Raw genomic sequence first — 22,447 nt, 5'->3', positions numbered from 1 at the left:
AGTGTCCCGCTTCGGAATCGCCGGTATCGGCCGACGCACCACGCTGGCGTGTGCCGGATGGGCCGCGGGGCTCACGGTATCGATCAGACTCCCGGAGGACGGCACCCCCGACTCGCCCGCCGGACGGCCTTAACCAGCTTCTCAACACTTCGGATGCAGGCGACGACAGAACGGCGCCCAAGACCAGTGTCCGGAGCGCCGTTCGTCCGTGCCGTAGGCACGTGAGTGAGTTTAGATCAACGAGCGAAGTTGCCTCGATAGTACTCGTACACCCAGCCGACGAGGCAGATGACACCGATACCGAAAGCGATTATCGAGATCCACACGCCCACAGCCAGACCCAGGAAGAGCAGAGCGGCGCTGGCAGCCAGCAGGATGGGCCACCAGCTCCACGGGCTGTAGAAGCCGACCTCGGGGTCACCGTCGTCAATATTCGCGTCGAGGCGGTCCTCGGGAAGTTCGCCGCCCTGGGCGCTATGCACGCGTCCCAGATAGAAGGCGATAAAACTGAAGAGGATGGCAGACAGGCCGAGTGCGAACGTGCCAGCCCACTCAACCTTGTTTTGCAGCGGGTCGACGAGGCCCCAGATGACATAGGCCACCGTGATCACGACGAAAAAACCCGTCAGAATCCAGAGCAGATTTACGTTGGCTCTCATCTACTTTATCCTTTGCGACGCGGCGTCGTACGTAGGGGCATCCGGTGCATCCTTTGCCGGCCCGATACCGACCGTAATGGGCGCCTCCGGGTGGTTCAGGTCGAACGCAGGGCGCTCAGACCGGATGCGAGGGATGGAGGTGAAGTTATGACGGGGCGGCGGGCAGGACGTCGCCCACTCGAGTGACCCTCCGTAGCCCCACGGGTCATTCACGGTGACCATGGGAGCCTTGCGGGCAGTGATGTAGACGTTCAGGAAGAACGGGATCATCGAGACCGCGAGGATGACCGAACCGATCGTGGACAACTGGTTCATCCACGTGAAACCGTCTTCGGGCAGGTACGAGGCGTAGCGCCGCGGCATGCCGACGACGCCCAACCAGTGCTGCACCAGGAAGGTCGTGTGGAAACCGATGAAGAGAATCCAGAAGTGCCACTTGCCGAGGCTCTCGTTGAGCATCTTGCCGGTCCACTTCGGCCACCAGAAATAGAACCCGCTGAACATCGCGAAGACCACGGTGCCGAAGATGACGTAGTGGAAGTGCGCGACGACGAAGTACGTGTCGGAGACGTGGAAGTCGAGGGGCGGGGAAGCCAGGATGACGCCGGTGAGACCCCCGAAGGTGAACGTGACCAGGAAGCCGAGGGCCCACAGCATGGGCGTCTCGAAGGTCAGGGATCCGCGCCACATGGTTCCGATCCAGTTGAAGATCTTCACCCCGGTGGGCACGGCGATGAGCATGGTCATCAGGGAGAAGAACGGCAGGAGGACAGAGCCGGTGACGTACATGTGGTGCGCCCAGACCGCCACGGACAGGGCCGCGATGGAGATGGTCGCGTAGATCAGGGTCTTGTACCCGAAGATCGGCTTGCGGCTGAAGACCGGGAAGACCTCAGACACGATGCCGAAGAACGGCAGCGCGATGATGTAGACCTCGGGATGCCCGAAGAACCAGAACAGGTGCTGCCACAGGATGGCTCCACCGTTGGCCGGATCGTAGATGTGCGAGAGAAAGATGCGGTCTGAAGCGGCGGCCAGCAGGGCCGCGGCGAGGACCGGGAACGCCATCAGGACGAGAAGGGACGTGACCAGGGTGTTCCAGGTGAAGATGGGCATCCGGAACATGGTCATTCCGGGGGCGCGCATCGTGATCACCGTGGTGATGAAGTTCACGGCGCCGAGAATCGTTCCGAAACCGCTCAGCCCGAGCCCGACCATCCAGAGGTTGCCGCCGACGCCCGGGGAGAACGTCGTACTGGCGAGAGGCTGATAGGCGAACCAGCCGAAGGACGCTGCACCCTGCGGAGTGAGAAACCCGCCGATGGCAACGAGGCTGCCGAAGAAGAAGGCCCAGAACGAGAAGGCGTTCAATCGGGGGAACGCCACGTCGGGAGCGCCGATCTGCAGCGGCATGAGGGAGTTGGCGAATCCGAAGAACAATGGCGTCGCGAACATCAGAAGCATGATGGTGCCGTGCATGGTGAAGAGCTGGTTGTACTGTTCCTTCGTCTGTACGACCTCGAGGCCGGGGGCGAAGAGCTGTGCGCGGATGACCAGGGCCATGACTCCGGCGAGGCAGAAGTAGACGAAGGACGTGATCAGGTACATGTACCCGATGACCTTGTGGTCGGTGGAGGTGATCCAACGGACGATGACGTTACCCTTGCGGTCAACGCCGGGGGGCCGGCGCGATGCTGTCGGGGCGGCCGGTGAGGTAGGCGCCGTAGTGGTGGTAGTCATGGACTAGTTGCCCTCCTGCTCGGTCGGGGCTGTCGTGCCCGGCTGGTTCTGGTTGCGTTCGTACTCGAGCCCGAGCTGTCCGTCGTTGCCTGCGGCACGGAGGGAGTCGATGTAGGACTCGTAGTCAGCCTCGGATACGACCTCGACCTTGAACAGCATCAAGGAGTGGTACTCGCCGCACAACTCGGCGCACTTACCGGAGTAAGTCCCGATGCGCTCCGGGATGACGGACATGTAGTTCGTCTTGCCGGGGATCATGTCCTTCTTGTACAGGAAGTCCACCACCCAGAACGAGTGGATGACATCGCGGGCGTCGAGCGCAAGTTCGACTTTCTTGCCCACCGGCAGGACGAGGGTGGGGATCTCAGACTGAACCAGCGAGCCGGCCGGTCCGTCGACGTCGGGCTGACCCTGGATTCCGGCGGTGTACACGTCTTCATTGATGTAGTTGAAGTCCCACGCCCACTGCTTGCCGATGACCTGGACCTTGACCTCGGGCTCATCGAAGCGTGCCTCGATCTGCGCTTGGTCCCGCGCGGTGAAGGCGAAGAAGCCGACCACGAGAATGAGGGGAACGACCGTGTAGAAGATTTCGATCGGCATGTTGTACCGCAGTTGTACCGGGAGGCCGGTCTGGCCCTTGCGGCGCCGGTAGACCACGACAGCCCAGATCGTGAGCCCCCAGGTGAGAAGCCCCACGATCATCAGAACGATCCAGGAAGTTGTCCACAAACCGGAAATGCGCTCAGTCTGATTGGTCACCGCCGGCTCGCCCTCGATGAAACCGGGGAGGTAGCCATGGAGCTGGGCTTGCGAGCAACCTGCTAGAACAAGGGCCAACGACGCTGCGATCGGAATTGCAGCCCATCGGAGACGATGGTTTTTGCGCACCAGTAACCTTTCGGTGAGACTCGACGACACTTAACGGAAAGTGCTTCTATAGACTTCAAGCCTACTGCGGGTGGCACGTTCCGTTGTGCAAGAACAGGCCGCCTGAGGTAACGAATTCGCCGCCAGTCGCAGTATTCGCAGTGCTGTCGTTCCGTGGCTGTTCAATTGAAGCTGCTGGATCAACTGAAGGAATCTCCACACGCGCAACTGCCGCCGGCATTGGGATTGTCGATGGTGAACCCCTGCTTCTGGATGGTGTCCTCGAAGTCGATGGATGCCCCATCCAGGTAGGGAACACTCATTTTGTCGACGACGACCTCGACCCCATCGAAGTCGACCAGCGCGTCCCCTTCGAGCACTCGCTCATCGAAATACAGCTGGTAGATGAGGCCGGAACAGCCGCCGGGTTGCACGGCGACGCGCAGGCGAAGGTCTTCTCTTCCCTCCTGGGCGAGCAGGCTCCGCACCTTGTCGGCGGCGGCGGCGCTCAGACCCACGCCATGGGCGGCTGTGCTGGTGACGACTGTGTCGGTCATGGGGCTCCTCATTGTTCGCATCGTTCTTGCGTGGTCGTGTGCAGCGGCCGGATGTCCGCTGGATTCCACGCAGATTCTACCGAGCAATGCCGGGAATGCACCCCGTTCATTCCCGGCTCTCAGCCCCGCACGGTGAGGTCATCGTTCGGTGCGCTGGTTCAAGCGGCCGAGAAGGAAGGCCTCGCTGAGGATGGCCCGCTTGAACACACCGAGGTGCAAAGATTCGTTCGGGCTGTGCGCCCTGGAATCGGGGTCTTCGACCCCGGTGACCAAGATCTGTGCCTCCGGGAACACGCGGACCAGATCGGCGATGAAGGGGATTGATCCGCCGACGCCGATGTCCACCGGGCTTTCACCCCACGCTTCGGCCATGGCGCTTCGCGTCTCGGCGACGGCCCAGCCGCCGGTGTCCACCAGGAAGGCCTCCCCCGTGTCGACGTCGTCGATGTCGATTCGGGCACCGAAGGGAGCCATGGCGCGCAGGTGCGCCTCGAGCGCGCGGAAGGCCTCGTCGGCCGGCTGACCGGGAGCGATCCGGGTGCTGACACGTACGGTGACGGCCGGCGTGAGGGTGTTCGACGCGTTGGCCACGGACGGTGCATCGATCCCGGTGACCGTAATGGACGGCTGGGACCAGATCCGGCTGAGGACCGAGCCGTGCCCGATCGGGCTGACGCCGTCGGTGAGCCCGGTCTCCAAGCGGAGCTGCTCCACGGAGTAGTCGGGGGTCGGAACGTTGATGCTCGTCAGCCCGGCGACGGCGACAGAGCCGTCCTCGGCGTAGAGGCTGTCGAGGAGGCGAACGGCTGCCATCATCGCGTCGGGAACAGCTCCCCCGAACATGCCTGAATGCGATGCGTGGTCAAGAGTGCGAACGGTCAGACGGAAGGTGACGTTGCCGCGCAGTGCCGTGGTCAGCGCCGGGGTGTTGATGTCCCAGTTGTTCGAGTCCGCGACGACGATGGCATCCGCCCGCAAGGCCTCCCGGTTCTCCCCCAGGAAGGTGGCGAAGGACCGGCTGCCGAACTCTTCCTCCCCCTCGATGAAGAGCGCCAGGCCAAGGTCGAAGTCGGGTCCTTCAGCCTCCACGAGAGCTCGGATCGAGGCGATGTGTACCATGACGCCCGCTTTGTCGTCCGCGGCGCCGCGTCCGTAAAGGCGGTCGCCGCGCACCGTCGGTTCGAAGGGGTTGGAGTCCCAGTCAGCATCCTGGCCGGGAGGTTGCACATCGTGGTGGGCGTAGAGCAGAACTGTCGGGCGCCCGTTCCGAGCGGCGCGCGTGGCCAGAACGGCCGGGTGGCCGAGCTCGGCACCGCCCGGGATCCCGGTCGTCTTGATTTCAACGGATTCGAACACCCCGAGACCGCGGACAAGGTTCGCGACGGCATCGGCGCTGGCGGCGACCTGTCGAGCGTCGAAGGCGTCCCAGGATACGGAGGGAATCCGCACCAGGGAGCACAGATCTGCGATGGTGGTGGGAAGGCCTCGCTCGACGGCCGCGCGAAGAGCCGGTGCGGCCGGGGAGATTGCCGTGGGAGCTGTTTCTCGAATATCGGTCATCGGGTAATCTTAAGGCAACCAATTGCAAGGAACTGATGTGGCTAAGCCTGTGAACCCAGACGCACAACCATCCATGGAGACCCCGGAAGAGACGAAGTCTCGTCTCGCGGCCGGCCACCCCGTCGGCAAAGGGCAGGCGACGCCCAGCCGGAAACAGCAGGAGGCCCTGAACCGGCGCCCTCTGGTTCCGGACGACCGAAAGCTCGCGGCCAAGCAGGCCAGAAGCAAGGCCGCTGAGACTCGCGAGCGCACTCGGATCGGGATGGCTGCGGGGGACGAAAAATACCTCCCGATGCGGGACCGCGGCCTGCAGAAGCGCTTCGTTCGCGATTTCGTCGACGCTCGCTTCAACGTGGGCGAATTCATGATCCCGGTGATGTTCCTCGTGATCCTGCTGAGCGTCTTCCCCGAACCGGCCATCCAGACCTACGGTTTCCTCGCTCTGTGGGCCTTCGTTATCGTCGCCGTGGTCGACTGCATCATCCTGGGCTTCATCGTCACCCGCAAGCTCAATGCCAAGTTCGGAGTACAGAAGGCCGAGCGGGTTCGCTGGTACGCGGCAATGCGGGCGTTGCAACTGCGCGTCTTACGTCTGCCCAAGCCCCAGGTCAAGCGCGGACAGTACCCGTCCTGAGGTCCGTTCTCCAACGCTCAGGCGGAGAATGCCCCTGATCTGATCAGCGGTACCCGGAGTTCCTCATCCGTCAGAGATCCGTGCTGACCGACCATCGACCGTGCGGATTGGTTCGGCTCTCGGGAGTCGTAGTAGGCGATGAGTTTGCGTGCGGCGACGATGACGTCGCCGATGCGCGGCAAGACATCGGGCGAAACATCGCCGAAGAGACCGGACTCGACAGCCTCAGTGCGCGTGAAGATCCAGGCGCGGTGGCCCTCGACGGCGCGCCACGTGTCGGCAAGAGCCGCGGCGGCCTCGTCGACCGCTTCGGGTTCGAGGTAGAGGTGCAGGCAGCGTGGGTCCCCGCCGATGTGCCGGACGCCGTCGACGAGTTCGGGAACCGTGTCGAAGAGCACGTGACTGGTCGCCGGGACGTCGATGATGCCATGGTCGGCCGTGAGCAGGAGCCCCTCGTCGGCCGTGAGTCCTGCGGCGAAGCGGGCGGTCGCATCGTCGAGGACTTCCAACGCAGCCAGCCACCGGTCGGACTCCCAGCCGTGGGCGTGGGCGGCCACATCCAGCTCGGGGACATAGAGGTAGACGAGGGCGCGCGGCTCGGTGTCCAGAAGGTGCCTGGCGGCGGCGAACCTGTCGGACACGCTCTCCGCCGGCACATAGCGCGCACCGCGAAGCGCCGCCTGGGTGAAACCGGATGCGGAATAGCGGCGGGGTCCGATGGCGAAACCGGGAACGCCGGCATCCGCCGCCCGTTCGAAGACTGTGCGCACGCGCTGCCAGGTCTCCGGCCGCATCCCGTCATCCCAGCCGGTCAGCTGGTTCACCACGCGGTCCCTGTCGGCGTCTCGGACCCGGTAGCCGACGAGGCCGTGCTGCCCAGGGGCGACACCCGTGGTGAGGGTCGTGATCCCCGCCGCGGTGGTGGACGGGAAGACCCCGTCGATCACGCTGGACTTGGTCAGCAGCGACTTCAGGAACCGGGCGTGCCCGGCCCGGGCGCGCAGGGAACTGATTCCCAGGCCGTCCGCGAGAACAACGACCGTTTTGTTCGTCGGAACGAGGCGTAGTGGATTGGGAAGACCCTGGACCGACGCGAGGGAAGATGTGAGTACGTCGGCAAGGCGAAGGGTGCTGAATTGGCGGGCCGGTAGCATAGAAGGCATCGTGCCAAGTTTGACATAGACAAAGCCGAATCGATCCAGCGCCTACCCGACAGCGCGCGTCCCGCAACGCACGCCTCAGCAGAATTCACGAATGAGCCGTCAAGACAGCACCCCGCCCGCCACGTTCACCGAGCGCATCGAAGACGTCGATGTCTCCACCGAGATGCAGGGCTCGTTCCTCGAATACGCCTATTCGGTGATCTACTCTCGGGCGCTCCCGGACGCCAGGGACGGACTCAAGCCCGTGCAACGGCGCATTCTGTATCAGATGAGCGAGATGGGGCTTCGTCCCGATCGCGGCCACGTCAAGTCCGCTCGAGTCGTCGGCGAGGTCATGGGCAAGCTGCACCCGCATGGCGACACCGCGATCTACGACGCTCTCGTGCGGATGGCGCAGGCATTCACGCTGCGCGTTCCCCTGATCGACGGCCACGGCAACTTCGGCTCCCTTGATGACGGCCCGGCGGCCCCTCGCTACACCGAGGCCAGGCTGGCCGCTCCCGCCTTGGCCATGACGGAGAATCTCGACGAAGACGTCGTCGATTTCGTGCCCAACTATGACAATCAGCTCACCCAGCCGGACGTTCTCCCGGCCGCCTACCCGAACCTGCTGGTCAACGGTGCGAGCGGTATCGCCGTGGGCATGGCCACCAACATGGCACCGCACAACCTGATCGAGGTCGTCGGTGCGGCGCGACATCTGCTCGCCCACCCGAACGCGAGCCTGGAAGACCTGATGGAGTTCGTTCCCGGGCCTGACCTGCCCACCGGCGGCACGATCGTCGGATTGGCGGGAATCAAGGATGCCTACGCGACCGGCCGCGGCAGCTTCAAGACCCGGGCACGGGTATCCGTTGAAGCCATCACCGCCCGCAAGGCAGGTCTCGTCGTCACGGAACTCCCCTACCTCGTCGGCCCCGAGCGGGTCATCGAGAAGATCAAGGATGGGGTCAATTCCAAGAAGCTCAACGGAATCTCCGATGTCACCGATCTGACGGACCGCACCAAAGGACTTCGACTCGTCATCGGGATCAAAACCGGCTTCAGCCCGGAGGCCGTGCTCGAGCAGCTGTACCGGGTCACCCCGCTCGAGGACTCCTTCAACATCAATGCGGTCGCCCTCGTCGACGGCGGCCCGCAGACGCTGGGACTTCGGGAACTGTTGCTCGTCTACATCGGACACCGCATCGAGGTCGTCACCCGGCGCTCCGCTTACCGGCTGGCCCGACGCAAGGAGCGCCTGCACCTCGTCGAGGGTCTGCTGGTGGCGATCCTGGACATCGACGAGGTGATCCAGGTCATCCGCGCCAGCGATGACAGCGAACAGGCACGCGCCAAGCTGATCGATGTCTTCGACCTGAGCCAGATTCAAGCCGAGTACATCCTCGAGCTCCGCCTGCGGCGCCTGACCCGGTTCTCCCGAATCGAACTTGAAAACGAGCGGGATCAACTGCTGGCGGAGATCGCGGCCCTGGAGAAGCTTCTCGGCAGTAAGGCGTCCATCCGCACTCTGGTGTCCGACGAACTCGCCTCGGTGGCCGATCGTTTCGGCACGCCACGGCGGACCTTGTTGACCGAGGCGACGGCGAGTATCGCCGGCGCAAACGGCGCCGCCGCCAAGCGGAAGGCCGCCATCCTCGAGGTGACGGACACCCCGACCCGGGTCTACCTCAGCGCAACGGGCAGGATCGCTCGGGTGGAGCTTGCGGCCGACACTGCGGACCTGCCGGAGCGGATCACGCCGGCACAGAGGCGCAGCAAGCATGACGCCGTCCTCTCCGTTTTGGACACGACCAGCCGAACTGAGATCGGAGCGGTCACAAGCCTGGGGCGGCTCATCCGCTTCTCCCCCGTCGACCTCCCGGTGTTGCCGCCGACCTCGGTCCAGCTCGGGGCGGGCGTGCGCGTGAGCGATTACCTGGCCTTGCCCAACAAAGCCGAGAGGATTCTGGCGCTCGTCGCGCTCGACTCCGAACGGTCGATCGTGCTCGGGACCAGACAGGGCACCGTGAAGCGCGTCACCGCGGGCGATTGGGCCAACAAACCAGACTTCGAGATCATCGCCTTGAAGCCCAAGGACGTGGTGGTCGGCGCTGTGCAGGGGGCGGAAGACGACGAACTGGTCTTCATCGCCTCCGACTCCCAGCTGCTGCGCTTTCCGGCCGGCTCGGTGCGCCCGCAGGGACGCACGGCCGGCGGTATGGCCGGCATCAAGCTGACCGCCGGCGCACACGTGGTTCACTTCGCCAGCGTGGACGCACGGAACGAGGATGTCCTCGTGGTCGCGACCATCGCCACCGGCAGCCACACGCTGACCGGAACCGATCCCGGCAGCGCCAAAGTTTCCGACTTCTCGGAATACCCGGCAAAAGGCCGGGGAACCGGTGGCGTGCGCTCCCAGCGATTCCTGAAGGGCGAAGACACCGTCTCCGTTGCGTGGGTGGGTCCCCTTCCGGCCCGGGCGGTCTCTTCAGATGGCACGCCCCGAACGCTGCCTGAATCGGGGTCGCGGCGTGACGCATCCGGAGCCATGCTCGATTCCGTGATCGGTGCCATCGGCGCCCGGATCGGCTGACCACTTCGCGCTGTCTCCAGCAGGAACCGCAGGACAGGGCGCAGGGTGGTGGGTTATGGTGGCGAAATGACACACCGCGACGACTCCGCCATTCTCGTCCTCGGCGCCTCGGGGGGTCTGGGACGTGAAATCGCCCGACTTCTGGCTGCCGGAGGCGCCCGACTCGTCCTGAGCGGGCGCGACCAGGCGAAACTTGAGGCGCTGTCGATCCCCGGGACCCGTCTCGCCGCCGACCTGACCGACCCGGAGGCGATTACGGCTCTCGTCGCCGAGTCGATTCGAGTCAACGGGCGGCTCGACGGCATCATCAACGCCGCGGGGGTTGTCGCGTTCGGGCCCGCGACGGAGGTGAGTGACGAAACGCTCACGGAGCTGTTCGCCCTGAACACGCTGGCGCCGATCCGCCTGCTGCGGGCCGCCCGATTCGCGCTGACCGAATCCGCCGAGCAGGGCCGCGACCCCTTCGTCGTCACGCTCAGTGGGGTCGTCAGCGAAAGCCCGACCGCCAATCTCGCCGCCTACTCGGCGTCCAAGGCCGCCCTCGCGGCCTTCGGACAGGCCGCCGGCCGGGAACTGCGCCGCAGCGGCATCCGTATCTTGGACGCCCGGCCCGGCCATACCGAGACGGAACTCTCCACTCACCCGATCCAAGGGACCGCCCCGCGCCTGCCGGCCGGCTACTCCCCCGTTGTCGTTGCCCAGCGCGTCGTCGACGCCATCATCAACGGCGAGCGGGACCTGGCGAGCACGTCCTTCCAATCGTGAGACGCCCGGCCCGGGTCATCACACGTCGATGCGGTCGCGACTGAGTTTGTCCGAACTTTCGATGATGAATTCCTTGCGCGGGGCGACGTCGTTGCCCATCAGGAGTTCGAAAACGTTTCCGGCCATCTCGGCGTCGGCGACCCTCACCCGGCGCAGAGTGCGGTGCGCCCGCTCCATCGTCGTTGTCGCAAGCTGGTCGGCATCCATCTCGCCCAGACCCTTGTACCGCTGGATCGGATCCTGATAGCGCTTTCCGCTCTTTTTGAGGCCGGCAAGGACGGCCTGAAGTTCGACCTCCGAATAGGTGTAGATGGTTTCATTAGGCTTCGTCCCCGGGTTCATCACCACGACCCGGTGGAGTGGCGGGACGGCCGCGAAAACGCGGCCCTCCGTGATCATCGGGCGCATGTAGCGGAAGAACAGGGTGAGCAACAGCGTCCGGATGTGCGCGCCGTCCACGTCCGCGTCGCTCATAATGATGACCTTGCCGTAGCGGGCGGCGGACAGGTCGAAACTCCGGCCGGAACCGGCGCCGATTACCTGGATGATCGATGCGCACTCGACGTTGGACAGCATGTCGGCGACGGATGCCTTCTGCACGTTCAGGATCTTGCCGCGAATGGGCAGGAGCGCCTGGTGTTCACTATCCCGAGCGAGCTTGGCTGTTCCCAGTGCGGAGTCTCCTTCGACGATGAAGAGTTCACTCGTCGACACGTCGTTGCTGCGGCAGTCGACCAGTTTTGCGGGTAGAGACGAACTCTCCAGTGCGTTCTTGCGGCGCTGGGTCTCCTTGTGGGCACGAGCCGAGATGCGCGATTTCATCTCGGCCACGATCTTGTCCAGCACGACCGCGGCCTGCATCTTGTCGTCCCGCTTCGTCGACACGAAACGCTCGTTCATGGCCTGGGCGACGACGTTGGCGACGATGGCGCGAACCGCGGGTGTGCCGAGCACCTCCTTGGTCTGCCCCTCGAACTGAGGCTCGGGCAGCCGCACGGTGAGCACTGCGGTGAGGCCGGCCATCACGTCGTCTTTCTCCAGCTTGTCGGACCCCATTTTGAGTCGACGGGCGTTCAACTCAACCTGGGCACGGAGAAATTTGAGCAGGCCCGCGTCGAAACCGGCCTGGTGCGTTCCGCCCTTCGGCGTGGCTATGATATTCACGAAACTGCGGACGACGGTGTCGTACCCTGTCCCCCAGCGAAGGGCGATATCCACGGCGCAGTCCCGGACCAGCTCGGTGGGCACCATGGCGCCCGTGGGGGTCAGAACCGGGACGGTCTCCCGGAAGGTCCCATTGCCGGTGAGGCGCCAGGTGTCGGTGATCGGGCTGTCGGTGGCGAGGTGGTCGACGAACTCCGAGATCCCACCCTCGAACTTGAAGGACTCGAGCACGTGCACGTCAGTGCGCTGGTCCGCGATCTCGATCCCCAGGCCCGGCACGAGGAAGGCCGTCTGGCGCGCCCGTTCGAGCAATTCCTCGGTTTGAAATGCCGCGCCCTTGGTGAAGATCTGGCGGTCGGCCCAGTACCGCACTCGCGTGCCGGTCACGCCACGCTTGACTTTGCCGATGACGCGGAGCTCACTCTGCTTCTCGAAGGGTGTGAAGGGCGCGTCGGGGCTCTTCTCGCCCGAATCCGCGAAGATCCCCGGTTCGCCACGGTGGAAGGACATTGCCCAGGTCTTGCCGTCTCGGTCGACTTCGACGTCGAGACGTTCGGACAGGGCGTTGACAACGGATGCCCCCACACCGTGCAGTCCGCCGGACGCCGCATACGACCCGCTGCCGAACTTGCCGCCCGCGTGCAGTTTGGTGAAGACGACCTCGACCCCGGTCAGTCCCGTTTTGGGCTCGATGTCAACCGGCACACCGCGGGCCGTGTCGCGCACTTCGACGCTCTCGTCCGCGTGAAGCACGATATCGATGCTGCTGCCGAATCCACCCAACGCCTCGTCGACCGAGTTGTCGATGATCTCCCAGAGACAGTGCATGAGCCCCCGCGAGTCGGTGGACCCGATGTACATGCCCGGACGTTTGCGAACCGCTTCCAGCCCTTCGAGTACAGACAGGTGGCGGGCGGAATAATCAGAAGAACTCACAACAGTCAAGAATACCGGTCGGCGCTCCCCGCCAGACGTCGACACCCGATCGAAGTGCACTACGCGGTGAGCGAAATAGCGGTCCCCCGACTCGATATCCGCGCCGGACCGTGTTTCCATGGAGTACAGGTTAAATTGGTATCAGTTGGTATCAGTCTGGAGGAGGAAACCATGTCCCAGATCGCAGCCGAGAATGGTGCCATCAACCAAGAGAAGGCTCCCCACCAGCTCACCGCGGCAGACCGCTGTGATGCGTGTGGGGCTCAGGCCTACATCCGTGTGGTCGTGAACAACAGCGAGCTGTTGTTCTGTGCACACCACGGTCGCAAGCACCAGGAGAAGCTCGCCGCCATCGCGGAGAGCTGGCACGACGAGTCGAGCCGCCTCCTCGAGGATCAGCGCTCCTAACGGAATCGGCGGGGCGCACAGCAGCTTCGGTTGCTTTGCGCCCCGCCGAGTCAGGCCGCTACTCTGTTGGAAGTCCGAGCCGTACCGCAACCTGGTTGCGTGCGGCTTTTGCCATGTCGTCAGCGGCCGACGAATGTCCGCCGGGACGGTATTCGTGTCCGATGCGCACCAGAGCAGTGCGCAGGAGGTGGTCGGCAAGACCGGGATTTCGGGCGAGCACAGGCCCGTGCAGATGAGTACCGACGACGCTGCCCATGACGAGTCCCTCGGAACCCGCGCCATTGCCGGTTCCGTAAAGCACTTGGCCGAGCGGCGACGCCTCGGCGCCGACGTAGTGGCGGGAATGGTTCTCAAAACCGATCAGCCGGCCGTGTCGGGAGGTGACCACGATGTCATCCGTGGCGCGTGCCGGCATCGGCACAGCGCGACCGGCCAGGATGCCCAGCCCCTCGACGACGGTTCCGTCGCCGAGTTCTATGCCCCAGCTCAGGAGTTCCCAGCCGGTTCCGACCAGGAGGATCGGGACACCCGCAGTGGCCCAGGTGCGCAACTCCGTGGTCATCGTCGCCAGGATGTCCCTGGCGCGCACCAGATCGGCGTCGGAGCCCGATCCGACGATGACGGCGTCGACCTGGTCGGGCAGATCAGCCGAGGAACGCACCTCCACCACGGCGGCCTCAACACCGGCCCACCGAGCCCGCTGGGCGAGAACGCGGGCGTTGGCGGCATCGCCGTTGGTACCGAGGAGTTCGGGTAGCAGTGACACGATCGAGAGCGGACGGGTCATTCCTGCTCCTCCTTGTTGGTGACGAGCCCCAGGTGTGCCCTGGTGCGTCGCATGGAGTCCGCGGAGAAAATGATCGTTTTCAAACCCGTGAGTGGTTCCGGCAGCGCCAGGAACTCGTCCAGGGCCAGGCCCAGGTCCGACTCGATGCGGTCGACGACCACGTCGTCGTAGACAAGCTGAAGGGCGATGTCCTGCGCCTTCGATCCGGACGCGATGCGGACCCGGCCCAGGCTCGAGGTGTTCACGGGCCAGAAGTACGACGGGTCGCGCACGTCGGACCCGATTGCGATGAGGATCTGATCGGTCCCCGGTTCGAGACTGTCGACGTTCAACTGGAAACTGGCCGGATTCTGCACCAGCACGAATTCGACCTGCCGACCCCGGACCGTGACGATCTCGCCACGGCCGAAGACCGGAGGAATGGCCGAAATGGCACCGATGGCCAGCACTGGATCGAAGCGTCCACCGAGTGCGGCCCGCGCTGTGCTCAGCGCGGTCAAGGCGTCCACGGCATAGTGCGTGCCGCGGGCGGGCAACCCGATCGGGTACCCCACCCCCGCAATGCTCACGGTCGCGCGGCGTCCGTGCACCGAAGTGAGAAGCATCCCCTCTCCCTCGTCCAGCCGGGAAGTGGTGGTCGCACTGTAGCCGAGGCCCCGCGGGTTGGCAGCGAGAACTTCTGCGGAAACTCCGTAGCGAGCGATTGCAGAGGTGCCGTCGAGGCGAGCGGCCAGGGCGGTCAGGTACTGATCGTCCGCGTTGATCACGACGGTTCCGGTAGCTCTGGCGGCGATCTTCGCGAGCATCGCCGCGACCATGTCCGAGTCATGGAACCGATCGATCTGGTCGACCATGACGTTCGTCAAAGCTACTACGCGCGGCGTCAGCGAACCGGAGATGAGGGCGCCATGGCCCTCATCCATCTCCAGCACGGCGATGTCGCCCGCGATATGGCCGCTCAGGCTCGCCTGCTCGAGCAGCGCCGAGGTCAGACCCTGACTTATGTTGGCCGTGGACTGGTTGGTGAAGACGACCATGCCGTGAGCGCGGAGAGCCGCGACCAGCATTTTGGTCGTGGTTGATTTGCCGCTTGACCCGGTGACGATGACCAGTCCACCGGGGAAGCTGTTGAGGGTGCGGGGAAGGAACCCAGGTGCGATCCTGTTGACCACGAGGCCGGGGATCGCGGATCCGCCGCCCGGCTTCCTCCATCGGGCCAGTTTCCGTACGACTCGTCCGAGGAGAATCGCCGGCGCGTAGCGCAAACCGATCTCTATTCGAGGTAGTCGCGTAGGGACTGCGACCGTGAGGGGTGACGCAGTTTGGCCATGGTCTTCGACTCGATCTGACGGATGCGCTCCCGCGTCACGCCGAACGTGTCGCCGATCTGGTCGAGAGTCTTCGGCATGCCGTCGCCGAGGCCGAAGCGCATTCGGATGACGCCGGCTTCGCGCTCGGAGAGCGAGTCGAGCAGGCTCTCAAGCTGCTTCTGCAGCATGGTGAACCCGACCGCGTCAGCGGGGACGACGGCCTCCGTGTCCTCGATCAGGTCGCCGAATTCGCTGTCGCCGTCTTCGCCGAGCGGAGTATGCAAGGAGATGGGTTCCCGGCCGTACTTTTGAACCTCCACAACCTTCTCCGGCGTCATGTCTAGTTCGCGACTCAGCTCTTCCGGCGTGGGCTCCCGGCCGAGGTCCTGAAGCATCTGGCGCTGCACTCGGGCCAGCTTGTTGATGACTTCGACCATGTGCACCGGGATGCGGATCGTGCGGGCCTGGTCGGCCATGGCACGCGTGATCGCTTGACGGATCCACCAGGTGGCGTAGGTGGAGAACTTGAAGCCCTTGGTGTAGTCGAACTTCTCGACCGCACGGATCAGGCCCAGGTTGCCCTCCTGGATCAGGTCGAGGAACTGCATTCCGCGGCCCGTGTAGCGCTTGGCGAGCGAGACGACCAGGCGCAGGTTGGCACCCAGGAGGTGGCTCTTGGCGCGGGCGCCGTCCTTGGCGACCCACAGGAGTTCGCGGCCGAGGGCGCTCTTCTTCTCGGAATCGGTCATCTGGGACATCTTGTCCTCGGCGAACAGCCCCGCTTCGATTCGCATCGCGAGCTCGACCTCTTCGGCGGCGTTCAGCAGGGCGACCTTGCCGATCTGCTTCAGGTAGTCCTTGACTGGGTCGGCCGTCGCGCCGGTGATTGCGCTGGAGTAAACCGGCACCTCGTCGTCGTCGTCGACGAGAGACAGCACCAGAGCACCACTCGGCAGCGCTTCGGCCGATGCTGCACGCTTCTTCTTGGCTTCGTCGGAGTCGTCGTCGGCATCCGCGTCATCGCCGTGCCCGGCCTCATCGTGCTCGTCGGACGCCGGCTTGGCTTTGGCTTTGGTGCTGGCGGCGCGCTTGCGCGGTGCGGGCTTCTCTTCACCGTTCGCAGCCGCAGCCGCAGCCGCAGCCGCGGCCTTGGCCAGGGCCGCCTTGGTCGGCTTCTTCACGGCGGCGGCCTTGGGCGCCGGCGCAGCTGCGTCCGGAGCCTCAGGTGTGCTCGCGGTGGGCTCTTCGGTCTGCTCGATTTTTGTGCGGGTTGCCATTCGAACACCTCTCATGCCGTGGCCCGGGAGCCTGCGGCGCTGCCAGGCGGGTCCCGACCGAATGGATCTGGCGGGAAGCGGCCTGAGCAGTGTGGATTTTGGGCAGTACTAGGACCCATGTCAAGTCCCGGGCTATTCACACCGACACTGCTGTCGTTGCTCCCAGGACCAGAACGGGCCCTATTGACAATTATTGCATGCTTTGTGTATGAGACAAGCCAGACGCGCAGCTATTCGGGCCGCTGCCCGCGACGCCATGCCCGCGCCACGGCGACCCAGAGCGGCGCAACCTCCACTCCCTCGTCACGGGACAGCTGACTGCGGGTGCGGGCGCGGGCGTGCAGCAGAAAGATCACGCCGAGTCCCACAACCAGGAACTGCACGGAGAACGCGACCCGGAAGGAATCCAGCGAGTACAGATCGCTCGCCTCGCCTCCGGAAGTCCGCCAGCCGTCTTGAAGATCGAGAAGCAGCCCAATCAGGTAGACCATCACGAAACTGGCAGTGAAGCCGCCGACGTTGACGACGCCGTTCGCGGATCCGTGGCTGCGCTGGGGATTGAAGGTTCGCGCGAAATCGAAACCGATCAGCGATCCGGGGCCTCCGATGCCGAGGGCGACGAGCAGCACCACCATCAGCCAGAACGGCGGCTGCTCCGGCCACAGCAATACCGCTGCCCAGGCCGCTCCCATCAGCGCCACGACGCTCAACACGATGTTGCTGCGGCGCAGCGGAAAGCGTGCCGTCAGAATCCCGAGGATCGGCCCGCAGACCATGCCGGCGCCTACCAGGACCATGAGCATCGCCGCGGCGAGGGACGGTTCGTAGCCGAGTCCCGACACCATGAATGGGAAACCCCAGAGAAGGGTGAAGACGGTTCCGGAGGACTGCGTCACGTAGTGCGACCAGAAGCCGAGTTGCGTGCCGGGCCGTTTGAAACTGTGTTTGAGCTGCAGGAGCGCGCTATGCCAGCTGGTCGTCCTGTTCTCCAGGGATGCGCGGTCGGGCTGGTCCTTCACGACGACGAGGACCACGACGAGGGCCACCGCGGCAACTGAGGCGGCGGAGAGGAACGTCGGTGTCCAACCCCAGGTGTGCAGCACCCAGGCCAGCGGGACGGCGGACAGCACCTGGCCGAGTTGACCGATGTTTCCCAGCCACTGTGAGAGCTGCGGGACGATGCGTCCCGAAAACCACGATGCGATGAGACGAATCATCGAAATGAAGATGGCGGCGTCGCCGGCACCGACGAGGATGCGTCCCAGCACGGCAATCGAAATGTCGGGGGCTAAAGCGAGCGTGATCTGGCCGACGATCATCAGCGCCGTCCCGGTGGCCACCAGCACCCGGGCCCCGTACCGATCGATCATCACGCCCACCGGCACCTGCGCCGCAGCGTAGACAGCGAGCTGCACCACGGCGAGGCTGGACAGCAGCGATGCGGATCCACCGAAGCGCTCGGTGGCCGCGACCCCGGCGATGCCGAGGGATGAGCGCTGGAGGACGGCAGAGAGGTACGCGAACGATCCGACGTAAAAGATCAACCAGGATCGGCGGGAGTTCATTGCCCCCAACTTACCCGCGCCCGGCGGCCCGCATCGACGGAGCGGTCGGCGTCAGGCGGGCGAACCGTCGTCTCGGCTGCGTCGGGTGGCGAGGAAGTTCTCCAGCTCGGCGGCGATCTCATCGGCGCTGGGCAACTCGCCGGCTTCGTCGGTCAACGGGGAGCGCAACGTGCTGCCCTCCATGTAGGCGTCGTAGCGCTCCTCGAGCGTCCCAACCAGCTTGAACAGTTCGGGGTTGTCCTGCACCTGCTCGTCGATGCGGCCGACGAAATCGCGGTTCTTCTCGCGCACTCGATCGGTGGGGAAGATCAGTCCGGTGGAGGCACTCGTGCTGTCCAGCGCCGCCAGCGCGGCGAGGGGGAATTCCGTGTCGGCGAGATAGTGCGGGATCAGCAGCACGAACCCGACGACAGAGGCGCCACTCTCCTGGAGTCGATATTCCATCAGGTGAAGCGCGTTTGCCGGCACTTGGGTGTTGGGACGCCACACCGACATGCTCTCGACCAGATCGGATCGGTTTCCACTGACGGTCACGCCGATCGGGCGGGTGTGCGGGACCGGCATCGGTATCGCGTGCACCCAGGTCGTCGAGACCACCTTGAAACGGCGTTCCAGTTGGAGCACCGCTGCGGTGAATTGTTCCCAGCGGAAGTCCGGTTCGTAGCCGGCTAGGAGCAGGAACGCCTGGCCGATCTCGTCCCTGGCCTGGTACACCCGCAAAGCGGGAGGCTGGTAGTCGGTGAGGTGGTCCTGGTCGAAATGGATGACCGGCCGGCGCGCACGGTAGTCGAGCAAGACGTCGGCGTCGAAGGTTGCGACGACGGTGTGGTCGAGGGTCTCCAGAAGATACTCCGTGAACTGCGAGACTGCGCCACCGGCATCCGCGAAGCCCGTCAGACCCGCGACAAGGTGGAGCCCCTCCGGGACGTTCTCCGCGTCCGCAGTCAGCTCGTAAATGTCACCTGGATCCAGCATCCGTTAACTGTAAGCGCCAATTTCCGAGGCGTGCTGGAATAGGCGACGCCGCCGTGATGCCGAGAGCGAACACACCCGGAGCGTACGATCGGGGGATGAACGCACCTCGCCTGACCGTATCCACAGGACCTGCCGTCGAATCGGAGGTGGACGTTCTCATTGTTGGGGCGCTCCAGTCCGGTGACTCCGCCACTCTGTTCGCCGACCCCGCTTTCGCCGGCCTCGCCGACCAACTCGCCCCCTTGGGCATCACGGGCGGCAGAGACCAGGTGACGCGTATGCCCGCCTCGATCGGCAGTGCGCGCAGCATCGCCGTCGTCGGACTCGGCAAGAAGGCTACGGTCGACGCTCTGCGCCACGCCGCCGGATCAGCTGTCCGCCAACTGACCGGGGTCACCTCGGTCGCATTCGCCTTTCCAACGACGACGGACAATGAGACGGAGGCCGTCCTGGAGGGCGCCGCGCTCGGGGCGTACTCCTTCACCGCCTACCGGCAGAGCTCGCTCGCCGCGACCAAGGTGCCCGCGCAGCAGATCACGGTGCATGCCGCCGCGGAGCCGGAGGGAGCCGCCGTCCGCGTCGGAGTCATCGCAGAGGCCGTCAGCCTGGTCAAGGACCTGGTCAACATGCCTCCGCTCGATCTCTACCCCGAATCCTTCGCGCGGAAGGCCGCGGACGCCGCGGCCGGCCTGCCCGTCGACGTGCGGGTCTGGGACGAGAAGGAACTTGCCGCGGATGGCTTCGGTGGGATTGCGGGCGTCGGCCAGGGTTCCACTCGTCCTCCCCGCTTGGTCAAGGTCAGTTACAGCCCGGACGGCGCGACGCAGCATCTCGCCCTCGTCGGCAAGGGCATCACCTTCGACACAGGCGGACTGTCCCTCAAGCCGCCAGCATCCATGGTCGGGATGAAATACGACATGACCGGGGCGGCAACCGTTCTGGCCGTGACCTTGGCGGCCGCCCGTCTGGGCCTCGACGTGCGCATCACCGCCTGGCTGTGCATCGCGGAGAACATGCCGTCCGGCTCGGCCATCCGGCCCAACGACGTGTTGCGGATTCGCGGTGGCCGCACGGTGGAGGTGCTGAACACGGATGCGGAAGGTCGTCTGGTTCTCGCCGACGGTCTCGTCGCGGCCGGCGAAGAGGGCCCTGATGCGATTGTCGATGTGGCGACGCTGACCGGCGCCGCCCTCGTCGCACTCGGCACTCGCTACTACGCCGCCATGGGTGAGGATGCCCTTGTCGCCCGTGTGTTGAACGCCAGTAAGTCCGTCGGTGAACTGGTGTGGCCGATGCCGCTCCCCGAGGAACTGCGTCCGCTACTCAACTCTGATATCGCCGATATCGCCAACGCGAAAATCGGCAGCGCTCACGGCGGCATGCTGCTCGCCGGGGTCTTCCTACAGGAGTTCATCGGGAGTCGCGGCGACGGCGACGCCGCCGAGACAATCCCGTGGGCCCATCTGGACATCGCCGGACCGGCCCACAACACCGGTGGCGGGTGGGGATTCACGAACGCAGGGCCGACCGGAATCTCGGTTCGGACACTATTGCGACTGGCAGAGGACTTTTCGCGCCCGTAGTACAGTCGAGTGGGCGAGAAATCTCGCCCACTCTTCGCCTGCCCGGATGCGCAACGTCGCGATGGGCAGACCGGGTTGTGATGCATAAGGGAGTATCTGGGTGTCGGAACAGAAGTTTGACCTTGTCGTTCTCGGCGGCGGAAGCGGCGGCTACGCGGCTGCACTGCGGGCCGTTCAACTCGGCCTCACCGTTGGCCTGATCGAAAAAGACAAACTCGGGGGAACCTGTCTGCACCTTGGATGCATACCGACCAAGGCACTCCTTCACTCGGCCGAGGTGGCTGACGTCAGCCGCGAGGCCGCGAAATACGGAGTCAAGACGCAGTTCGAGGGCATCGACATGCCCGCCGTGAACGTGTTCCGCAAGAACATCGTGGCGTCAAAGTACAAAGGACTGCAGGGGCTGATCAAGTCGCGCGGCATCACCGTGATCGAGGGCGAAGGTCGCCTCATTTCACCGAACACGGTGCGGGTCGGTGCCGACACCATCGTGGGTAAGAACATCGTCCTCGCTACGGGTTCCTACTCCCGCTCCCTGCCGGGGCTCGCCATCGGCGGCCGTGTCATGACCAGCGAGCACGCCCTCGAACTCGAGTTCGTCCCCAAGAAGGTCGCCGTACTCGGCGGCGGTGTCATCGGCGCCGAGTTCGCGAGCGTCTGGAAATCCTTCGGCGCGGACGTGACGATCATCGAGGCCCTTCCCCACCTGGTTCCCAACGAGGAAGAGTCCATCTCCAAGCAGCTCGAGCGCGCCTTCCGCAAGCGCGGCATCGAGTACTCGCTCGGCGTCCGGTTCCAGAGCGTCACCCAGCACGAGAACGGCGTCGTCGTCACTCTGGAGAACGGCACCATCATCGAAGCGGAGATCCTGCTCGTGGCCGTCGGCCGTGGGCCGTCGACCGCTGGACTCGGCTTCGAAGAGGTCGGCGTCACCATGGACCGTGGCTTCGTCCTGACCGACGAGCGCCTCGCGACCAACATCCCCGGCGTTTTCGCCGTGGGCGACATTGTTCCCGGCCTGCAGCTCGCGCACCGCGGATTCCAGCAGGGAATCTTCGTCGCAGAGGAGATCGCCGGACTCAACCCCATCGTCGTCGACGACCTCAACATTCCCAAGGTCACCTACTGCGACCCGGAGATCGCCTCCGTCGGCTACTCGGAGGCCAAGGCTGCCGAGAAGTTCGGCGCCGACCAGGTCTCAACCTTCGAGTACAACCTCGGAGGGAACGGCAAGAGCTCCATCCTCGGTACGAGCGGTTCCATCAAGCTCGTCCGAGTCAAGGACGGCCCCATCCTCGGCGTCCACATGATCGGCGCCCGCGTCGGCGAGCTGATCGGCGAGGGACAGCTGGTTGTCAACTGGGAGGCGTACCCGGAGGACATCGCCCCGTTCCTGCACGCGCACCCCACCCAGAACGAGGCACTCGGCGAGGCCTTCCTGGCTTTGGCCGGCAAGCCGCTGCACGCGTAGTCGCCGAACTTCGGCATTCAGACATTCACTTCTCTAATTACAGACAAATGGCTTTGAAGGAGACAATCGCATGAGCGAATCCGTTAACCTCCCGGCACTCGGTGAGAGTGTCACCGAGGGTACGGTCACCCGCTGGCTGAAGAACGTGGGAGACCGCGTCGAAGTCGACGAGCCGCTGCTCGAGGTATCGACCGACAAGGTGGACACTGAAATTCCGTCCCCCATTGCCGGAGTGATCGAAGCCATCCTGGTGCAGGAAGACGAGACCGTCGAGGTCGGAACCGCCCTGGTCATGATCGGTGACGGTTCCGCCGCTGCCGCTCCGGCCGCAGAAGCGCCGGCTCCGGTGGCCGCACCCGAGCCCGTCGCGGAAGCGCCGGCTCCGGTGGCCGCACCCGAGCCCGTCGCGGAAGCGCCGGCACCGGTGGCCGCACCCGAGCCCGTCGCG

At 64.9% G+C, this 22,447-nt stretch carries 19 protein-coding genes; 7 read left to right on the top strand and 12 right to left on the bottom strand.

Features of this window, described 5'->3' with window-relative positions:
- Positions 1–236 precede the first annotated feature (236 nt).
- The 5 genes from E3O67_RS07490 to E3O67_RS07470 all read right to left on the bottom strand — a co-directional run bounded on the left by E3O67_RS07490 (position 237) and on the right by E3O67_RS07470 (position 5,386).
- The gene (locus tag E3O67_RS07490; protein ID WP_135102380.1) at positions 237–659 is read right to left on the bottom strand and encodes a cytochrome c oxidase subunit 4; all 423 of its coding nucleotides are present in this window, start codon (positions 657–659) and stop codon (positions 237–239) included.
- Complete coding sequence (ctaD, locus tag E3O67_RS07485; protein WP_134429244.1) at positions 660–2,399, bottom strand: cytochrome c oxidase subunit I; 1,740 nt, start codon at positions 2,397–2,399, stop codon at positions 660–662. It lies immediately after the preceding gene.
- A 3-nt stretch (positions 2,400–2,402) separates the two neighbouring features.
- A complete protein-coding gene (gene coxB / locus E3O67_RS07480; protein ID WP_134429242.1) occupies positions 2,403–3,290 on the bottom strand; it encodes a cytochrome c oxidase subunit II in 888 nt (295 codons plus the stop codon).
- A gap of 179 nt (positions 3,291–3,469) precedes the next feature.
- The gene (gene erpA / locus E3O67_RS07475) at positions 3,470–3,826 is read right to left on the bottom strand and encodes an iron-sulfur cluster insertion protein ErpA (RefSeq protein ID WP_134429240.1); all 357 of its coding nucleotides are present in this window, start codon (positions 3,824–3,826) and stop codon (positions 3,470–3,472) included.
- Positions 3,827–3,964: 138 nt separating this feature from the next.
- A complete protein-coding gene (locus E3O67_RS07470) occupies positions 3,965–5,386 on the bottom strand; it encodes a dipeptidase (protein ID WP_135102379.1) in 1,422 nt (473 codons plus the stop codon).
- A 37-nt stretch (positions 5,387–5,423) separates the two neighbouring features.
- On the opposite strand from E3O67_RS07470, the gene E3O67_RS07465 reads away from it, so the two are divergent.
- Positions 5,424–6,020: a DUF3043 domain-containing protein gene (locus E3O67_RS07465; RefSeq protein WP_370260355.1), complete on the top strand. Its 597-nt coding sequence runs from the start codon at positions 5,424–5,426 to the stop codon at positions 6,018–6,020.
- Between the two features lie 17 nt (positions 6,021–6,037).
- Here the strand turns inward: E3O67_RS07465 and E3O67_RS07460 are convergent, their stop codons facing one another.
- Positions 6,038–7,183 carry an alkaline phosphatase family protein gene (locus tag E3O67_RS07460; RefSeq protein ID WP_135102378.1) on the bottom strand — a complete coding sequence of 382 codons (1,146 nt, stop codon included), beginning with the start codon at positions 7,181–7,183 and terminating at the stop codon, positions 6,038–6,040.
- A 91-nt stretch (positions 7,184–7,274) separates the two neighbouring features.
- Between E3O67_RS07460 and E3O67_RS07455 the strand changes: the two genes are divergently transcribed.
- Together E3O67_RS07455 and E3O67_RS07450 are read left to right on the top strand one after the other, a co-directional pair.
- Entirely contained in the window at positions 7,275–9,758 is a 2,484-nt protein-coding gene (locus E3O67_RS07455) for a DNA topoisomerase (ATP-hydrolyzing) subunit A (RefSeq protein ID WP_135102377.1), read from the top strand.
- A 66-nt stretch (positions 9,759–9,824) separates the two neighbouring features.
- Positions 9,825–10,523, top strand: coding sequence for an SDR family oxidoreductase (locus E3O67_RS07450; RefSeq protein WP_135102376.1), 699 nt, complete (start codon positions 9,825–9,827; stop codon positions 10,521–10,523).
- Positions 10,524–10,541: 18 nt separating this feature from the next.
- Here the strand turns inward: E3O67_RS07450 and E3O67_RS07445 are convergent, their stop codons facing one another.
- Positions 10,542–12,623 carry a type IIA DNA topoisomerase subunit B gene (locus E3O67_RS07445; RefSeq protein WP_135102375.1) on the bottom strand — a complete coding sequence of 694 codons (2,082 nt, stop codon included), beginning with the start codon at positions 12,621–12,623 and terminating at the stop codon, positions 10,542–10,544.
- A 171-nt stretch (positions 12,624–12,794) separates the two neighbouring features.
- Between E3O67_RS07445 and E3O67_RS07440 the strand changes: the two genes are divergently transcribed.
- A complete protein-coding gene (locus E3O67_RS07440) occupies positions 12,795–13,031 on the top strand; it encodes a hypothetical protein (RefSeq protein ID WP_134429228.1) in 237 nt (78 codons plus the stop codon).
- A gap of 58 nt (positions 13,032–13,089) precedes the next feature.
- Here E3O67_RS07440 and E3O67_RS07435 read toward each other — a convergent pair whose 3' ends face one another.
- The 5 genes from E3O67_RS07435 to E3O67_RS07415 form a co-directional block, all read right to left on the bottom strand.
- Positions 13,090–13,818, bottom strand: coding sequence for a type 1 glutamine amidotransferase (locus tag E3O67_RS07435; RefSeq protein ID WP_135102374.1), 729 nt, complete (start codon positions 13,816–13,818; stop codon positions 13,090–13,092).
- Entirely contained in the window at positions 13,815–14,990 is a 1,176-nt protein-coding gene (locus E3O67_RS07430; protein ID WP_134429224.1) for a MurT ligase domain-containing protein, read from the bottom strand. The genes E3O67_RS07435 and E3O67_RS07430 overlap by 4 nt, the downstream gene beginning before the upstream one ends.
- Before the next feature lie 101 nt (positions 14,991–15,091).
- A complete protein-coding gene (locus tag E3O67_RS07425; RefSeq protein ID WP_134429222.1) occupies positions 15,092–16,405 on the bottom strand; it encodes an RNA polymerase sigma factor in 1,314 nt (437 codons plus the stop codon).
- A 230-nt stretch (positions 16,406–16,635) separates the two neighbouring features.
- Positions 16,636–17,970, bottom strand: a complete 1,335-nt coding sequence (locus E3O67_RS07420; protein ID WP_135102373.1) for a nitrate/nitrite transporter — start codon at positions 17,968–17,970, stop codon at positions 16,636–16,638.
- Between the two features lie 51 nt (positions 17,971–18,021).
- Complete coding sequence (locus tag E3O67_RS07415) at positions 18,022–18,945, bottom strand: proteasome assembly chaperone family protein (protein ID WP_134429218.1); 924 nt, start codon at positions 18,943–18,945, stop codon at positions 18,022–18,024.
- Between the two features lie 95 nt (positions 18,946–19,040).
- Here E3O67_RS07415 and E3O67_RS07410 point away from each other — a divergent pair, with 95 nt between their 5' ends.
- From E3O67_RS07410 to E3O67_RS07400, 3 genes are all read left to right on the top strand, one after another.
- On the top strand, positions 19,041–20,528 hold the full coding sequence (locus E3O67_RS07410) for a leucyl aminopeptidase (RefSeq protein WP_135102372.1): 1,488 nt from the start codon (positions 19,041–19,043) through the stop codon (positions 20,526–20,528).
- A gap of 100 nt (positions 20,529–20,628) precedes the next feature.
- Complete coding sequence (gene lpdA, locus E3O67_RS07405) at positions 20,629–21,999, top strand: dihydrolipoyl dehydrogenase (RefSeq protein WP_135102371.1); 1,371 nt, start codon at positions 20,629–20,631, stop codon at positions 21,997–21,999.
- A gap of 70 nt (positions 22,000–22,069) precedes the next feature.
- Positions 22,070–22,447, top strand: a 378-nt coding sequence (locus E3O67_RS07400) for a biotin/lipoyl-containing protein (RefSeq protein ID WP_304999314.1), incomplete at its 3' end; no start/stop codon positions are given.

It is taken from the genome of Cryobacterium sp. TMT3-29-2 (genome assembly GCF_004564305.1).
Taxonomy (GTDB): Bacteria; Actinomycetota; Actinomycetes; order Actinomycetales; family Microbacteriaceae; genus Cryobacterium; species Cryobacterium sinapicolor.
Note: the sequence above shows the minus strand (reverse complement) of the source record. Positions and strands in the feature narration are given on the sequence as shown.

Excerpts from the sequence above, each read along its gene's own strand:
- E3O67_RS07490 (WP_135102380.1), bottom strand. The coding sequence starts at position 659 with ATGAGAGCCAACGTAAATCTGCTCTGGATTCTGACGGGTTTTTTCGTC.
- ctaD (WP_134429244.1), bottom strand. The coding sequence starts at position 2,399 with ATGACTACCACCACTACGGCGCCTACCTCACCGGCCGCCCCGACAGCA.
- erpA (WP_134429240.1), bottom strand. The coding sequence starts at position 3,826 with ATGACCGACACAGTCGTCACCAGCACAGCCGCCCATGGCGTGGGTCTG.
- E3O67_RS07470 (WP_135102379.1), bottom strand. The coding sequence starts at position 5,386 with ATGACCGATATTCGAGAAACAGCTCCCACGGCAATCTCCCCGGCCGCA.
- E3O67_RS07460 (WP_135102378.1), bottom strand. The coding sequence starts at position 7,183 with ATGCCTTCTATGCTACCGGCCCGCCAATTCAGCACCCTTCGCCTTGCC.
- E3O67_RS07455 (WP_135102377.1), top strand. The coding sequence starts at position 7,275 with ATGAGCCGTCAAGACAGCACCCCGCCCGCCACGTTCACCGAGCGCATC.
- E3O67_RS07450 (WP_135102376.1), top strand. The coding sequence starts at position 9,825 with ATGACACACCGCGACGACTCCGCCATTCTCGTCCTCGGCGCCTCGGGG.
- E3O67_RS07440 (WP_134429228.1), top strand. The coding sequence starts at position 12,795 with ATGTCCCAGATCGCAGCCGAGAATGGTGCCATCAACCAAGAGAAGGCT.
- E3O67_RS07435 (WP_135102374.1), bottom strand. The coding sequence starts at position 13,818 with ATGACCCGTCCGCTCTCGATCGTGTCACTGCTACCCGAACTCCTCGGT.
- E3O67_RS07425 (WP_134429222.1), bottom strand. The coding sequence starts at position 16,405 with ATGGCAACCCGCACAAAAATCGAGCAGACCGAAGAGCCCACCGCGAGC.
- E3O67_RS07420 (WP_135102373.1), bottom strand. The coding sequence starts at position 17,970 with ATGAACTCCCGCCGATCCTGGTTGATCTTTTACGTCGGATCGTTCGCG.
- E3O67_RS07415 (WP_134429218.1), bottom strand. The coding sequence starts at position 18,945 with ATGCTGGATCCAGGTGACATTTACGAGCTGACTGCGGACGCGGAGAAC.
- E3O67_RS07410 (WP_135102372.1), top strand. The coding sequence starts at position 19,041 with ATGAACGCACCTCGCCTGACCGTATCCACAGGACCTGCCGTCGAATCG.